Annotated in this window: 14 protein-coding genes; 4 read left to right on the top strand and 10 right to left on the bottom strand. The window is 69.7% G+C overall.

From position 1 onward, the window contains the following. Nucleotides 1-4: 4 nt before the first annotated feature. Nucleotides 5-943, bottom strand: coding sequence for an ArsR/SmtB family transcription factor (locus ACVFYP_RS03105; RefSeq protein WP_499198657.1), 939 nt, complete (start codon nucleotides 941-943; stop codon nucleotides 5-7). A gap of 51 nt (nucleotides 944-994) precedes the next feature. On the opposite strand from ACVFYP_RS03105, the gene ACVFYP_RS03100 reads away from it, so the two are divergent. Then, nucleotides 995-1,360 carry a hypothetical protein gene (locus ACVFYP_RS03100; RefSeq protein ID WP_499198656.1) on the top strand — a complete coding sequence of 122 codons (366 nt, stop codon included), beginning with the start codon at nucleotides 995-997 and terminating at the stop codon, nucleotides 1,358-1,360. 15 nt (nucleotides 1,361-1,375) lie between these two features. Here ACVFYP_RS03100 and ACVFYP_RS03095 read toward each other — a convergent pair whose 3' ends face one another. The 6 genes from ACVFYP_RS03095 to ACVFYP_RS03070 form a co-directional block, all read right to left on the bottom strand. After that, nucleotides 1,376-2,071: a hypothetical protein gene (locus tag ACVFYP_RS03095; protein ID WP_499198655.1), complete on the bottom strand. Its 696-nt coding sequence runs from the start codon at nucleotides 2,069-2,071 to the stop codon at nucleotides 1,376-1,378. A gap of 8 nt (nucleotides 2,072-2,079) precedes the next feature. Continuing rightward, a complete protein-coding gene (locus ACVFYP_RS03090; protein WP_499198654.1) occupies nucleotides 2,080-3,495 on the bottom strand; it encodes a TRAP transporter large permease in 1,416 nt (471 codons plus the stop codon). Nucleotides 3,496-3,525: 30 nt separating this feature from the next. Then, complete coding sequence (locus tag ACVFYP_RS03085) at nucleotides 3,526-4,203, bottom strand: TRAP transporter small permease subunit (RefSeq protein ID WP_499198653.1); 678 nt, start codon at nucleotides 4,201-4,203, stop codon at nucleotides 3,526-3,528. A gap of 75 nt (nucleotides 4,204-4,278) precedes the next feature. Then, on the bottom strand, nucleotides 4,279-5,421 hold the full coding sequence (locus ACVFYP_RS03080; protein WP_499198652.1) for a TRAP transporter substrate-binding protein: 1,143 nt from the start codon (nucleotides 5,419-5,421) through the stop codon (nucleotides 4,279-4,281). 203 nt (nucleotides 5,422-5,624) lie between these two features. Continuing rightward, complete coding sequence (locus tag ACVFYP_RS03075) at nucleotides 5,625-5,885, bottom strand: hypothetical protein (protein WP_499198651.1); 261 nt, start codon at nucleotides 5,883-5,885, stop codon at nucleotides 5,625-5,627. An 87-nt stretch (nucleotides 5,886-5,972) separates the two neighbouring features. Beyond that, complete coding sequence (locus ACVFYP_RS03070; protein ID WP_499198650.1) at nucleotides 5,973-7,832, bottom strand: ABCB family ABC transporter ATP-binding protein/permease; 1,860 nt, start codon at nucleotides 7,830-7,832, stop codon at nucleotides 5,973-5,975. Nucleotides 7,833-7,892: 60 nt separating this feature from the next. On the opposite strand from ACVFYP_RS03070, the gene ACVFYP_RS03065 reads away from it, so the two are divergent. Further along, on the top strand, nucleotides 7,893-8,795 hold the full coding sequence (locus ACVFYP_RS03065) for an NUDIX hydrolase (RefSeq protein WP_499198649.1): 903 nt from the start codon (nucleotides 7,893-7,895) through the stop codon (nucleotides 8,793-8,795). On the opposite strand, the gene ACVFYP_RS03060 is transcribed toward ACVFYP_RS03065, so the two are convergent. Next, entirely contained in the window at nucleotides 8,783-9,217 is a 435-nt protein-coding gene (locus tag ACVFYP_RS03060) for an Rrf2 family transcriptional regulator (RefSeq protein WP_499198648.1), read from the bottom strand. The two genes, ACVFYP_RS03065 and ACVFYP_RS03060, sit on opposite strands and share 13 nt — an antisense overlap. 97 nt (nucleotides 9,218-9,314) lie before the next feature. Here ACVFYP_RS03060 and ACVFYP_RS03055 point away from each other — a divergent pair, with 97 nt between their 5' ends. Then, on the top strand, nucleotides 9,315-9,794 hold the full coding sequence (locus ACVFYP_RS03055) for an MmcB family DNA repair protein (protein WP_499198647.1): 480 nt from the start codon (nucleotides 9,315-9,317) through the stop codon (nucleotides 9,792-9,794). A 59-nt stretch (nucleotides 9,795-9,853) separates the two neighbouring features. On the opposite strand, the gene rfaE1 is transcribed toward ACVFYP_RS03055, so the two are convergent. Further along, the gene (rfaE1, locus tag ACVFYP_RS03050; protein WP_499198646.1) at nucleotides 9,854-11,314 is read right to left on the bottom strand and encodes a D-glycero-beta-D-manno-heptose-7-phosphate kinase; all 1,461 of its coding nucleotides are present in this window, start codon (nucleotides 11,312-11,314) and stop codon (nucleotides 9,854-9,856) included. Between the two features lie 109 nt (nucleotides 11,315-11,423). Next, entirely contained in the window at nucleotides 11,424-12,146 is a 723-nt protein-coding gene (locus ACVFYP_RS03045; protein WP_499198645.1) for a metallophosphoesterase family protein, read from the bottom strand. A 62-nt stretch (nucleotides 12,147-12,208) separates the two neighbouring features. Here ACVFYP_RS03045 and ACVFYP_RS03040 point away from each other — a divergent pair, with 62 nt between their 5' ends. Then, nucleotides 12,209-13,339 (top strand): hypothetical protein, encoded by a 1,131-nt coding sequence (locus ACVFYP_RS03040; RefSeq protein ID WP_499198644.1) that lies wholly within the window; start codon nucleotides 12,209-12,211, stop codon nucleotides 13,337-13,339. Nucleotides 13,340-13,349 lie beyond the last annotated feature (10 nt).

Raw genomic sequence — 13,349 nt, 5'->3', positions numbered from 1 at the left:
CCCTTCAACGGGACGAAACGGAAACGGGGGCAGTCTGGCGCTGCGCCGGCCAGAGCCGGACGGGCAGCGCCCCATCGATGCTGTGCGGCTGGCGCAGGGCGCAGCCAGCGGCACCCAGCCAGCCGGCGAGCTGGGCATCGTCGAAGCCGGGCCAGCGATGCGCGTGCCGGCCCAGCAGATCGGCGCGCGCATGTGGCGCCAGATCCACCACCACCAGCAGGCCGCCAGGATTCAGCACCCGCGCGGCCTCGGCCAACGCGGCGGCGGGGTCTTCCGCATAGTGTAGCACCATCTGCAGGGTCACGACGTCGAAACCACCATCGGGCAGCGGCAGGCGGTACATATCGGCATGGCGCACGGTGCAGTGGCTCAGCCCGCGTTCGGCCAGCCGGGCACGGGCCAAAGCCAGCATTTCCCGGCTCGCATCCACGCCCAGCGCATGGGTGCAGCGCGGCGCCAGCACCTCCATCAGCCGGCCGGTGCCGCTGCCGATATCGAGAAGACGCTCGAAGCTGTCCGGCAGGGCTTGCAGCAGCGCCGCCTCGATCGCGGCCGCCGGAAGCTCCAGCGCCCGCATCTCATCCCAATCGGCGCCATGCCGGCGGAAGGCGTCGGAGGCGATGCGCGCCCGTTCCGCCGCGAGCCGCGCGGCGGCGCGGCGGTCGGCGGCCAGCAGCGGGTCTTCCTCCGGCAGCCGGGCCAGGATCTGGCGGACCAGATCGGCACTGGCGGGCAGCTGGAAGAAGACATTCGCCCCCTCCGGCATCCGCTCCAGCAGCCCGGCCTCGACCAGCAGCTTCAGGTGGCGCGACAGGCGGGGCTGGGACTGGCCCAATATGCCGCAGAGATCCGACACGCAGAACGCGCCTCGGGCACAGAGCGACAGCAGGCGCAGGCGGGTCGGCTCGGCCGCGGCGCGAAGCTGGGTGAGCAGATCATCCATGGCTTGCAAATGACATAAAGATATCCTTATGTCTAGTCTATGAGCTGGTCCATGGATGCCCGAATCCCCTTGCGGCTGATCGCGCCGACCGACCTGCCGGCTGCCCTGGCGGCGCAACCAGAAGGGGTAGTCGCCGCCCTGCTGATCCCGGAAGGGCTGGCGGACATCGACACAGATGGCGCGCCAGCCGCCCGCTTCCAGCCGGATGGCCCACGCCACGCCATGGCCTGCGCCTGCTGCGCCGGGCGCTCGCCGGTGGCCGCGGCGCTGGACCAGCTTTTCCAGGCGCGGGTGCGGGGAAGCTGCGCCTGGTTCGGCAGTGTCATCGCGCTGGTCCCGGATGAGGGAGCCCGCGCCGAGGTGGAGACCGCGCTGCGCGCCGATGCCGTGACCAGCGCGCGCTTCAGGCCGGGCTGACCGGCGCCGCCGAAGTCAGGCGCAGATAGCCTCCACCCGCCCCAGCGGACCGAGGGAGACCGAGACCTCCCCCTTGGCCTGTATCGGCGGGGTCAGCCCCGCCACCACCAGAAGGCCACCGGCCGGCAGCCCGCCCAGCTTCAGGGCGAAGTCCGCCGCCTGCCGAAAGGCCTCGGCCAGATCATGCCGCTCGGCCTTCCGGCGCACCCCCGCCGCCCCCAGGCTGGCGGGCACCACCCCCAGCACCAGGCGCTTGCCACGCCCGGCCACCACCAGACCCAGCCGCGCGAGGTCCGCGGTCAGGGCGAGTTCATCGTCGGTATCCACAGCATGACGCGTGGCGGCAATGTCGATCGCGGCATGCAGCGCGGCGAAGACCGGCGGCGCCCCCGCTTGCAGCGGCTCGGCCAGCACGCCGATCGCGGCGGCCGTCAGGCGCGGGTGGTGCAGGGCATCGAGGGCGATGGTCGCGCCCTTCGGCACCAGCCGCCCCTCGATCATCGGCCCCGCCAGGGGCGCCGCGCCGGGGCGGAGCAGCAGGCGGACACCGCAGGGCGCGATCTCCAGCTGTTCCAGCACCGCCAGCGCCACCGCCTCGGCCTGCTCCAGGTCCTGCGGCGCGATCTCGGGCGGCAGCTCGCCCAGCGGATTGCCTGTCTCCACCGCCTCCGCCAGCCACCGCGTGGCGGCCGCCGGCGACCAGTCCTGCATTCCCACCCTCAATTCAGCGGTGGGAGGACAACTTCCTCCTGCTCGATGAAGCCCCCGGCCGGCGGCGCATCCAGCATGCTCGGCGCGCCGGGCACGGGTGCGGAGCCGCCATAGAGCGTCTCGGGCAGCCAGGTCACCAGCGCGGGGAAGATGTAGACCAGCGCCATGCAGAAGATGACGATGTAGATGAAGGGCATGCAGCCCCGGAAGATATCGCCCAGGCTGACATGCGGCGGCGCCACGCCCTTCAGATAGAAGGCCGCCATGGCCACGGGGGGCGACAGGAAGGATGTCTGCAGGTTCAGCGCGATCATGATACCGAAGAAAATCGGGCTGACGCCGAAATCGTCCAGCAGGGGCAGAAAGATCGGCACGAAGATCACGATGATCTCCGTCCATTCCAGCGGCCAGCCGAGGATGAAGATGATGACCTGCGCCAGCAGCAGGAAGGTGAAGCTGTTCAGCGGCAGCGATTTGACGAATTCCTCGACCACCGACTGACCGCCGAGATAGCCGAAGACGGAGGAGAAGATGTAGCTGCCGACGAACAGCCAGCAGACCATCGCGCTGGTCCGCGCCGTCAGGAACACGCTTTCCTTTAACTTCTGGAAGGTGAAGGCGCGATAGACGATGGCCAGGAACACCGAACCGAGCGACCCCATCGCCGCTGCCTCGGAGGGCGTGGCAATGCCGAACAGGATGGACCCCAGAACCGCGGAAATCAGGAAGGCCAGCGGGAAGAAGGAAGTCAGCAGGGCCAGGATGACCTGCGGCACCGGCACGGCCACCGCATCCGGCGGCAGCCTCGGCGCCCGCTCCGGCTGGAAGATGCCGACGCTGACCGCATAGATCACGTAGCAGAGCGCCAGGGTGACGCCCGGGATGAAGGCCGCGGCGTAGAGCTGCACCACGGAAACGCCCGCCGTCGCGCCATAGAGAATCAGCATGATCGAAGGCGGGATCAGGATGCCGAGGCAGCCGCCCGCGCAGGTCACGCCGGCCGCCAGCCGAGGATCGTAGCCGGCCCGCAACATGGCCGGGAAGGCCAGCAGCCCCATCAGCGTCACCACCGCGCCGACGATGCCCGTTGCCGTGGCGAAGAGCGCGCAGGTGACGAGCGTGGCGACGGCCAGGCTGCCCGGCACGTTGCGACTGGCCATCTGCAAGGCGCGGAACAATCGGTCGAGGATATTCGCCCGCTCGATGATGTAGCCCATGAAGACGAAGAGCGGGACGGAGATCAGAACGTCGTTGCTCATCACCGCATAGGTGCGCTGCACCAGCAGGTCGAAGACCCGCTCCTGCATCCCGAGGTAGCCGAAGAACAGGCCCATCGCCATCAGGGTGAAGGCAATGGGAAAGCCCAGCATGATGAAGAACAGGAACAGCAGGAGCTGGGTCAGCCCCAGCGAGGCGTCACTCATGGCGTTCGGGCCCCAGACTCAGGAATAGACTCAGGAATGCGGGTGACGGGGTTCGGGATCGCGGGAGGCGTCGGGGGTCTGGGCCGCCAGAACCAGGGCTGCCTCGCCACCACGCGCCATCTCCGCCGCCAGCGCCTCGGCGCCCTTCGCTTCCGCCGCGGCGAGGATCTGCTTCTCCAGCTCCTCCACATCGGACAGCCGCTGCGGCCAGACGCCGGTGCGGATGCATTGCACGCAGCGGACAACCTCCACCACGCCTTGCAGCAGCAGCAGCAGGCCGACGATGGGAATGAGGAACTTGAAGGGCCAGATGATGGGGCCGTTCGGGCTCATGCTGGACTGTTCGTTCTGCGCCCAGGACTGCACCGAGAAATGCCAGCCGGAGATCATGAAGGCGAGGATCGCGGGGAAGAAGAACAGGAAATATAGAACCAGGTCGAACTTCGCCTGCAAGGCGGGCCGGAACAGGCGGTACAGGAAGTCACCCCGCACATGGCCGTTGCGGGACAGCGCATAGGCGCCCGCCATCATGAACAGCGTCCCGTACAGCATATAGGACGTGTCGAAGGCCCAGGTGGTCGGCGCGGCGAAGAAACGACGGGCGGTGACGTCGTAGACGATCACCCCCGTCAGCACCACGACGGTCCAGGCGAAGACCTGGCCGACGATGGTGGAGAGGCGGTCGATGCCAATCAAAGCTCGCTGCATGGAATAGGGCCTCTGGCGATGACGGCAGCGCCGGATGGGTCCAGGCCCGCCGGGAAGCGGGCCTGGCAGGCGGCATCAGCCCCGGCGGGCGAAGAAGTGGTTGTAGGAGATCACCGGGCTGGCCTCGTAGCGCAGGAAGAAACCGCCCACCCGGCGGCACCAGTCCCGCTGGCTGTCGCAGACCTTCTTGAAATAGGGACCATTGGCGGGGCTGGAGGCATCGGCCTCCAGCCGCTGCACCACGGTGTCCCAGGCGCGGAGCTGTGCATCCAGCACCGGGCGCGGCGTCGCCTGCACATTCACGCCGGACTGCGCCAGCGCCACCAGGTCCTTCGAATAGCGATCCTGCAGCTTCCAGGACATGTCGGAGGAAGCAGCTTCCGATGCATGGCGCAGAACGGCCTGCAACTCGGCCGGCAGCCCGTCATACTTGCCCTTGTTGAACAGGATCTCGAAGGATTCCGTCCGCTGGTGGAAGGACTGGATCATGTAGTTCTTCGCCACATCGGCGAAGCCCAGCACGCGGTCGGAGGACGGGTTGTTGAATTCCGCGCCGTCGATCACGCCACGCTCCAGCGCCGGCACGATCTCCCCGCCCGGCAGCGCCACCACGGCGGCGCCCATCTCGTTGAACAGGTCGGTGGCGAGCCCCACGGTGCGGTAGCGCAGGCCGCGGATCTGCTCGACGCTGGTGACGGGGTTCTTGAACCAGCCCAGCGGCTGGGTCGGCATCGGCCCGCTCTGGAAGCCCACGATGTTCAGCCGCAGGATGTCGTTGACCAGCTCCTTGTACAGAGCCTCGCCGCCGCCGTGGTAGAACCAGCCGAGAAGCTGGTTGGCATCGCCGAACCAGGGGGGGGAGGTGCCGAACAGGCTGAAGGCCTTGTTCTTGCCGAACCAATAGGCCGAGACGCCATGCCCGCCATCCAGCGTGCCGGCATGCACGGCGTCCATCAGCTGGAAGGCGCCGACGACGGCGCCGGCCGCCAGCAGTTCCAGCCGCAGCCGCCCGCCCGCCATCGCATTGACGCGGCTGACGTAATCCTGGGCGAATTCGTGGAAGATGTCGCGCTGCGGCCAGGTCGACTGGAAGCGCAGTACCGTCGTCTGTGCGCGGCTGACACTGGGTGTGGCCAGCACGGCGGTTCCCGCGGCGCCCACGGCAGCCGCCTTGAGCAGGCCACGACGGCCGGCTGCACGCGTGTTCGTCTCGCTCATTTTTTTTGCCCTCTGGACGTGCCCCCTGCCCGCTTCAGCGAGTCAATCGGGACCATCCTCATTAGGCATGAGCGCAACGATGTGCAATGCCAGATGCAGCAGCCGGCGATGCCCATCGCAGGGCATTGGCCCGCTGGCTGACACGCGCCCGCATCACAATTCCGCGGATGGGCGGTGGCCCCGCCCCCCTTGGCAGCCTTGCCTCAGCCTTCCCCGGCGGCGGTGGCGCGGCGCATTTCCTCCAATTCGCCATGCTCGACGGAGGCCAGCGCGCTGCGCAGCACACCGGCCACCGCCCGATCGTCCATGCTGCGGGCCAGCATGCCCAGCGAGCCGCCCAGCAGGGCGGAGGCGATGGAGATCGGGGCAATGCCCTGCTCGATCATGTATTCGATGGCCTTGTCCACCACCGAACCGGCATGGCTGAGATCTTCCGGGGCCACGCCCTGGGGGTCGAACTGCATAGTGGCCTCCTCAATGGATCGGGACATAGGCAGGACGGCGCGGCAAGGAAACCCCCGCGCGCCGTCCCAATGCTCAGGCAGTCAGGCTCAGGCGGGCAGTTCCGCGGCGGCCTGGGCGGCGGCGGCGGCCTCGGCGGCAGCCACCGCCTCCGACTGCCGGCGCCACATGGCGGCGTAGAGGCCATCCGCCGCGATCAGCGCGGCATGCGGGCCGCGCTCGGCCACATGGCCTTCCTGCAACACCAGGATTTCATCCGCATCCACCACGGTGGACAGGCGGTGGGCGATCACCAGCGTGGTGCGGCCCCGGGCGGCATCGCGCAGCGCGGTCTGGATATCCTGTTCCGTGCGGGTGTCGAGCGCGCTGGTCGCCTCGTCCAGGATGACGATTCGCGGGTTCTTCAGCAGGGTCCGGGCGACAGCGACCCGCTGCTTCTCCCCGCCCGACAGCTTCAGCCCGCGCTCACCCACCTTGGTCTCATAGCCATCCGGCAGGCGCAGGACGAAGTCATGCACCTGGGCGGCACGGGCGGCCGCCTCGATCTCCTCCTGGCTCGCATCCGGGCGGCCATAGGCGATGTTGTAGCGGATGGTGTCGTTGAACAGCACGGTGTCCTGCGGCACCACGCCGATCGCGGCCCGCACGCTGTCCTGCTGCACCTCCCGCACATCCTGCCCATCGATCATCACCCGGCCGCCGGTGGCGTCGTAGAAGCGGAACAGCAGGCGGCTGATGGTGGATTTGCCGGCCCCGGTCGGGCCGACAATGGCCAGGGTCCGGCCCGGCGGTACGGTGAAGCTGACGCCCTTCAGGATCTCCCGATCCGGCCGATAGCCAAAGCGCACATTGTCAAAGCGCACCTCGCCACCGGTGGCGACCAGGGCGGGGGCGCCGGGCGCGTCCGCAACCTCCCGATCCTCCCGCATCAGGGTGAACATGGCTTCCATGTCCACCAGCCCCTGCTTGATCTCGCGATAGGCAAAACCGAGGAAATTCAGCGGCTGGAACAGCTGGATCATATAGGTATTGACCAGCACGAAGTCGCCGACCGTCATCCCGCCACCGGAGACGCGGCCGGCCGCCATCATCATCACCACCGTCAGGCCGAGCGCGATCACCGCCTGCTGGCCGAAGTTCAGCGCATTCAGGCTGACCTCGGAACGGGAATAGGCGCGTTCATAGCGTTCCAGGCTGGCGTCATAGCGTCGCGCCTCGTGGCGCTCGTTGCCAAAGTACTTCACCGTCTCGAAGTTCAGCAGGCTGTCGACGGCGCGGGTATTCGCCTCCGTATCGGTGTCGTTCATCGCCCGGCGGAAGCGCAGCCGCCATTCGGTGAACATCAGGGTGAAGGCAATGTAGATGCCGACCGTCACCAGGATGACGAAGCTGAAGGTGAAGTCGAACATCCCCCAGAGGATCGCCGCCACCAGCAGGATCTCGAAGATGGTGGGCACGATGTTGAATAGAAGAAAATCCAGCACGAAGGTCATGCCGCGCGTGCCGCGTTCGAGCACGCGGGACAGGCCGCCGGTCTGCCGGTCCAGGTGGAAGCGCAGGGACAGGGCATGCAGATGCTGGAACACCTGAAGCGCAATCCGCCGCGTCGCCCGGGCCTGCACCTTCACGAAAATGGCGTCCCGCGCCTCGTTGAAGGCGCTGCTGGTCAGGCGCAGCAGGCCATAGGCGAGCACGAGCGCGATCGGCACGACGGCGATGGTCCCGGCCGCCCCCACCTCCGGCGCCAGGGCATCGACGGCGCGGGCAAAGGCGATCGGCACGACGACATTGGCGGCCTTGGCGAAGACCAGCAGGACCAGGCTGGCAACCACACGGAAGCGCAGGCCGGGCTCGCCCTTCGGCCATAGATAGGGGGCGAGCGTTAAAAGCGTGCGCAGGTGACCGCGCTCGCGGGGAATTTCTTTTGGCACATGAAGCTCCGGGAGCATGTTGCTGCCAAAATGGGGCCTGTAGCGCCTGGCGCAAACCGCCGACTGGGCTTCCGTGCCATGCGTGGCACGCGCTACACGCACCGCATGCACCCGCCCGCGACCGACTTCGCCCGTTTTGAGCGGCATATCGCCGCCTGCAACAACATCGCCTCCCCGGCCCATCTGATCCGCTTCAGGATCGGCGAGGAGCAGGTGGGCTGGGTCGGTACGGATCTGGCCCGGGCGCTGGCCTTCTATCCGCGCGATTTCCATTTCGACCACCAGGGCGTGGCGCTCGCCGGGCGACTGCGGGCGCCGGGGGCGCGCAGCCAGGCGCTGGCCATGGTGGTGCGCGGGCTGGCCGCGCGTGGCCATCTAACCCTGCGCGAGGAGGCCTTCGATATCCGCGCGACGCCCGACAGCCCAGTGCTGGCGCAGCTCGACCGCGGCGCCATGCCGGCCTTCGGCGCCATGTCACAGGGCGTGCATGTGAACGGCTTCGTGCGCCGGCCGGACGGGCTGCATCTGTGGGTCGGCTGGCGGTCCCGGCACAAATCCGTGGCGCCGGGGCAGCTCGACAATATCGTCGCCGGCGGCGTCCCCGCCGGCCTGTCACCCGCCGAGACGCTGGTGAAGGAAGCGGCGGAGGAGGCCAGCATCCCGCCCGAGATCGCGGCGCGTGCCCAGCCGGTCGGCCGAGTCTCCTATGTGATGGCGGCGCCGGAGGGCCTGCGGCGGGACGTCCTGCATTGCCACGACCTGGAATTGCCGGAAGGGCTGGTGCCGCGCCCGAATGACGATGAGGTGGAGCGCTTCGAGCTCTGGCCCGCGGCGCGGGTGCTGGAGGAGGTGCGGGACCGCGACCGGGTCAAGTTCAACGTCAATCTGGTGCTGATCGACTTCTTCCTGCGCCACGGCCTGCTGGATGCCGGGGCGCCCGGAGCCGAAGCCCTGCGGGCCGGCCTCGATCAAGTGGCCTGAGCCGGCTCCGGCTGCCGCATCTGCTGGCGCAGCTCCGCCAGCGTCACCGCGGCGAGATCGGCCTCCATGGCCGCCTCGGCGGAGTCGAACACGGTCCGCAGCATCTGCGGGATCGCGGAAGCCGACGCTTCCGCGCGTGCCGGACCCGGATGCACGGGCAGCAGCGGCAGACCCTTGCGCCGCATGGCCTGCCAGACCTGGCCCAGGGTGATCTCCCCCGGCGCCCTGGCCAGTTCGGCCCCACCGGGACCGCGGCGGATGCGGATCAGCCCGGCACGGGCAAGCTGCCCGGCGAGGCGGCGGATGACGACCGGATTTGTGCCGACACTCTCCGCGATACGACCGCTTGTGAGCTGGCCGCCCGGCGCAGTGGCCAGGAGCAGGAGGATATGCACAGCGACGGCAAAACGTGTGGCGACCATGCTGGCCTACACGCACGGTGACGCAAATGGTTCCGCAACAGGCGCGTCGCTTGACTAGGACGTGAACGCAAAGCGAACATAAGGCATGTCACAGACCATGCCCTCGATACTCCCCCCCACCATCCCCGAACGGACGATGAGCGTCTGCCGCGCCGCGGCCCGCTTCTGCGCCCAGCGCGGCTGGGCGCCGGTGCGGGAAATGCCGCTGCCGAATGGGCGGCGGGCGGACATCCTGGCCCTGCTGCCGGATGGCGGCTTCGCGGTGGTGGAGGTGAAATCCTGCGCCCGGGATTTCCTCAGCGACGGCAAATGGCCGGAGTACCGCGATTTCTGCGACCGGCTCTATTTCGCGGTGGACCTCGATTTCCCGGACGGGCTGCTGCCGGAGGAGGTGGGGCTGCTGGTCACCGAAGGGCCGGACGCCTCCCTGGTGCGGGAGGCACCGCTGCATCCCCTGGCGCCGGCCCGCCGCCGCGCCCTGCTGCATCGCTATGCCATGGTGGCCGCCGGCCGCCTCGCCGGCCTGCAGGACCCGGCCGGTCAGGCGGAGATCCGGGCGGCCTTGCGGGTCGAATAGCTTGGTTTGACCACGTGATTCAGACCTCCGGTGCCTTCGCACCTTCGGTCATCACGCTTCTAGCCGCGAATGCGGGCGACCGTCGCCGTGGTGCTTTGCCCCGGCAGCAGCGCGGCGAGCCGCACCTGGCCGCCCCATTCGCTGACCAGATCGGCGCCCACCACCTGGTCCACCGTATAGTCGGACCCCTTCACCAGCACTTCCGGCCGCAGCAGGCGCAGCAATTCGAGGGGGGTATCCTCCTCGAACACCGTCACCAGATCGACCGAGGCGAGGGAGGCGAGCACCGCGGCACGGGCGGCATCGCCCTGGATCGGACGGGTCTCGCCCTTCAGCCGCTTGACGCTGGCATCCGAATTCAGCCCGACCACCAGCCGGTCGCACCAGGACCGGGCCTGTTCCAGCAGATGCACATGGCCGGGATGCAGCAGGTCGAAGCAGCCATTGGTGAAGCCGACACGCCAGCCCCGGCGGCGCCAGCGTTCCACCTGCTCCACGGCCTGGGCCCGCGACTGCACCTTGCGCAGGGCGCCGCGTTCCGGCGTCAGCGCCTCCAACAGGTCGCTCTCCCGCGCCACCGCGGTGCCGATCTTGCCGACCACGATGCCGGCCGCGATGTTGGAAAGCCGGGCAGCGAGCGGCGCGGAGAGGCCGGCCGCGAGGCCCGCGGCCACCACCGCCACCACCGTGTCGCCCGCGCCGGAGACGTCGTGCACCTCCGGCGCCTCGGCGGGGAAATGGCGGGTGCCGGCGGCATCGACCAGCGTCATGCCATCCTCGCTGCGGGTCACCAGCACGGCGCCGAAGCCATGCTCCTCCCGCAATCGCTGGGCGGCGGCGACCAGCGCGGCCTCCGTGTCCACGGGCATGCCCGTGGCCTGCTTCAGCTCGGCGCGATTTGGGGTGATCAGGTCGGCGCCGGCATAGCGGGCATAGTCGACGCCCTTGGGGTCCACCACCACGCGACGGCCGGCACTGCGCGCCGCGGTGATCAGCCGCTGCGCCGTGTCGCCGGACAGGACGCCCTTGTTGTAGTCGGACAGCACCATCACCGTGGTGGCGGCCACCGCATCGGCGGCGATCCGGACCAGCCGTTCCGCCAGGCGCGGATGGATCGGGCCGGCCATCTCATGGTCGGCGCGCAGCAATTGCTGGCCGGCGGCGATGAAACGCGTTTTCGTGGTGGTGGCGCGGCCGCCCTGCACCAGCAGCCAGGGCTCGACATTCGGCTGGCCGCCGATCAGCCCGGTCAGGTCGCTGCCCGCCTGGTCGTCGCCGACGACGGAGACAAAGGCGACCGCGGCGCCCAGCGCCGTCAGGTTGCGCACCACATTGCCGGCGCCGCCCGGCATGGCGACCTCCCGCTCCACCGCCAGGACGGCGACGGGGGCCTCGGGGCTCACCCGCTCCACCTGGCCGTAGACGTAGCGGTCCAGCATGGCGTCACCGACGACGAGAACGGAGGCGCGCTTCAACAGGCGCACCGCCTCGGTCAGGTCGCTGACGGGGATTTCGGGCATGGGAAGGTCGGCGGGCGCGGGGCCTTGCATCAATGCGGCGTAGCGCAATCGTCGTATCCGGCGCAAGACACGCGGCTCGCGGCCGGGAAACAATCCGTCACCTGCGTGATTACATCTGTAGAAATGCGACTCGGTCCGCCTCCAGCACCGCGCAGGTCAGGGGGCCGCCAAAGACCGCGCCGGTATCCAGGCCGATGCGGTGCCGCCGCAGCTCCGGCTCCGGCGCCGGGGTATGGCCATGCACCACCACCGCCGGCAATGCGCCTCGCCAGGAAAGGAAGGGCTCCCGGATCCACAACAGGTCGAAAGGGTCCTGCCCCGCCAAAGGAATGCCGGGCCGGATGCCGGCATGGGCGAAGACATAGCCGCCCGCCTGGAAGCTGGCGGGGCAGGCGCGCAGCAGGTCGAGATGCGCCTCCGGCACGGCCCGCCAGCTTTCCCTGTCGCGTCCGGAGGCGCCGTAGTTTCGCAGCGTGGCATCGCCGCCATTCCCCAGCCACATCGCCACCTCGTCCCCCGTCGCCCCGGGGGCCAGTGCGTCGAGCATCATCTGGTCGTGGTTGCCGAGCAGATTCAGGGTTTCGAGCCCATCCCGCGGCTGCGCGAGCAGGGCCAGCACCCCGGCGCTGTCCGCCCCGCGATCCACATAATCGCCCAGATGCAGCAGCAGGGCCCGCCGCACCGGCCGGGCCAAGTGATCCGCCTGGATCGCGCCATGCAGCGCCGCCAGGCGTGCCGCGCAGCCATGCACGTCGCCTATGGCATAGATCCGCAGCCCCTCCGGCAGCTCGGCCGGGGCAGGTTGCAGTGGGGTTAAGGCTTTCGCAGGCATTGCGGGCGAATGCTAGGCGGATGGGTGGCGCCTCGCCATCCCGACCCTCGCGGTTTCAAACAATGCCCGGAAGTCCCGCCCAGAAGGATCAAGCCCCCGCGCCGCTGCTGGCGGTGATGCGAGAGGCTATTCGCCACGCCAGCGGGCGCGTCGTGCTGCGCGTCCCGGCCATGGCGCCGCATCGCCGGCGGGTGGCGCGGGCGCTGTTGCAGGAAGGCGCGCTGGCCGCCGGCGGCGTGGTGGTGGAGGGCGCGCAGGAGGATCTGCTGCTGATCGGCGCGGAAGCCGGGCGCGCCACCCGGCTGCGCGGCCTGCTGGACCAGCTGCTGGGCGGCGCCGTGACCATCGCCTGGTCGCTGGAGCGCGATGCCGCGGTGCTTCTGGACTATGCCGCCGGCGCCGAGGCGGGGATTGCCGCCGCTGCCGGACGGCCGCCGGATCTCGCCGGGCTGGATGTCTGGCTGCGCGGCCTGCCTCTGGTCCATGTGGCACGCCGGGCGATCGGCATGCGGCTCGACCCCTCCGGCACCGCCGCGCGGCCGGCCTTGCTGCGGCTGTGGATCGACCGCAGGGCGCTGGCCGGCTTGCTGGGGGATCTGGGGACGGATGGCGACCTGCTGGAACATGCGGCGCGCAACCTGGCCAGCCGGCTGCTGATCGCGATCAGCGACCCGCTCCAGCGCCGCGACCTGATGGGCAACAGCCTGCCCGGGCGCCTGCATCTGCCGGTGCCGCCCGCGCCGGTCGGTGGGCGGACCGATGGCGAGGATGGCGGGCGTGGCGCGCTGGTGGCGACGCTGGGGCTGGAGGCGGCGGCCGATCCCACGGCGCTGGCCGCCCGCCGCGCCAGCCTGGCCGCCCAGGGCTGGGCGCTGGAGATCGAGGGGCTCGACGCCGCGGCGCTGCGCCTGCTGGCGATCGAAACTCTGCCAGCCGACTGGCTGCGCCTGACCTGGTCCCCCGCCTTGGCCGCACCCGCCATCATGCAGACGCTGCGCCGTGTCGACCCGGCCCGGCTGATCCTGTCCGGCGCCGAGGATGCGGCCGCCCTCGGCTGGGCCGCGCGGCTTGGCGTGACGCTTGTCGAGGGCAGCGCCGCCACGGCCCTGCCGGCGCCACTCGCCGCGCCGATGCGCGCGGCGCTGGCCGCCAGCCTCGCCCAGCACGCCGGCCCAGCGCGGCCGGCAGCTTGAAGCGGTGGGC

The sequence above is a fragment of the Roseomonas sp. F4 genome, from assembly GCF_053891155.1.
Note: the sequence above shows the minus strand (reverse complement) of the source record. Positions and strands in the feature narration are given on the sequence as shown.

What these genes read in the sequence shown, in the direction of transcription:
- ACVFYP_RS03105 (WP_499198657.1), bottom strand. Translation starts at nt 943, where the DNA reads ATGGATGATCTGCTCACCCAGCTTCGCGCCGCGGCCGAGCCGACCCGC.
- ACVFYP_RS03100 (WP_499198656.1), top strand. Translation starts at nt 995, where the DNA reads ATGGATGCCCGAATCCCCTTGCGGCTGATCGCGCCGACCGACCTGCCG.
- ACVFYP_RS03095 (WP_499198655.1), bottom strand. Translation starts at nt 2,071, where the DNA reads ATGCAGGACTGGTCGCCGGCGGCCGCCACGCGGTGGCTGGCGGAGGCG.
- ACVFYP_RS03090 (WP_499198654.1), bottom strand. Translation starts at nt 3,495, where the DNA reads ATGAGTGACGCCTCGCTGGGGCTGACCCAGCTCCTGCTGTTCCTGTTC.
- ACVFYP_RS03085 (WP_499198653.1), bottom strand. Translation starts at nt 4,203, where the DNA reads ATGCAGCGAGCTTTGATTGGCATCGACCGCCTCTCCACCATCGTCGGC.
- ACVFYP_RS03080 (WP_499198652.1), bottom strand. Translation starts at nt 5,421, where the DNA reads ATGAGCGAGACGAACACGCGTGCAGCCGGCCGTCGTGGCCTGCTCAAG.
- ACVFYP_RS03075 (WP_499198651.1), bottom strand. Translation starts at nt 5,885, where the DNA reads ATGCAGTTCGACCCCCAGGGCGTGGCCCCGGAAGATCTCAGCCATGCC.
- ACVFYP_RS03070 (WP_499198650.1), bottom strand. Translation starts at nt 7,832, where the DNA reads ATGCTCCCGGAGCTTCATGTGCCAAAAGAAATTCCCCGCGAGCGCGGT.
- ACVFYP_RS03065 (WP_499198649.1), top strand. Translation starts at nt 7,893, where the DNA reads ATGCGTGGCACGCGCTACACGCACCGCATGCACCCGCCCGCGACCGAC.
- ACVFYP_RS03060 (WP_499198648.1), bottom strand. Translation starts at nt 9,217, where the DNA reads ATGGTCGCCACACGTTTTGCCGTCGCTGTGCATATCCTCCTGCTCCTG.
- ACVFYP_RS03055 (WP_499198647.1), top strand. Translation starts at nt 9,315, where the DNA reads ATGCCCTCGATACTCCCCCCCACCATCCCCGAACGGACGATGAGCGTC.
- rfaE1 (WP_499198646.1), bottom strand. Translation starts at nt 11,314, where the DNA reads ATGCCCGAAATCCCCGTCAGCGACCTGACCGAGGCGGTGCGCCTGTTG.
- ACVFYP_RS03045 (WP_499198645.1), bottom strand. Translation starts at nt 12,146, where the DNA reads ATGCCTGCGAAAGCCTTAACCCCACTGCAACCTGCCCCGGCCGAGCTG.
- ACVFYP_RS03040 (WP_499198644.1), top strand. Translation starts at nt 12,209, where the DNA reads ATGCCCGGAAGTCCCGCCCAGAAGGATCAAGCCCCCGCGCCGCTGCTG.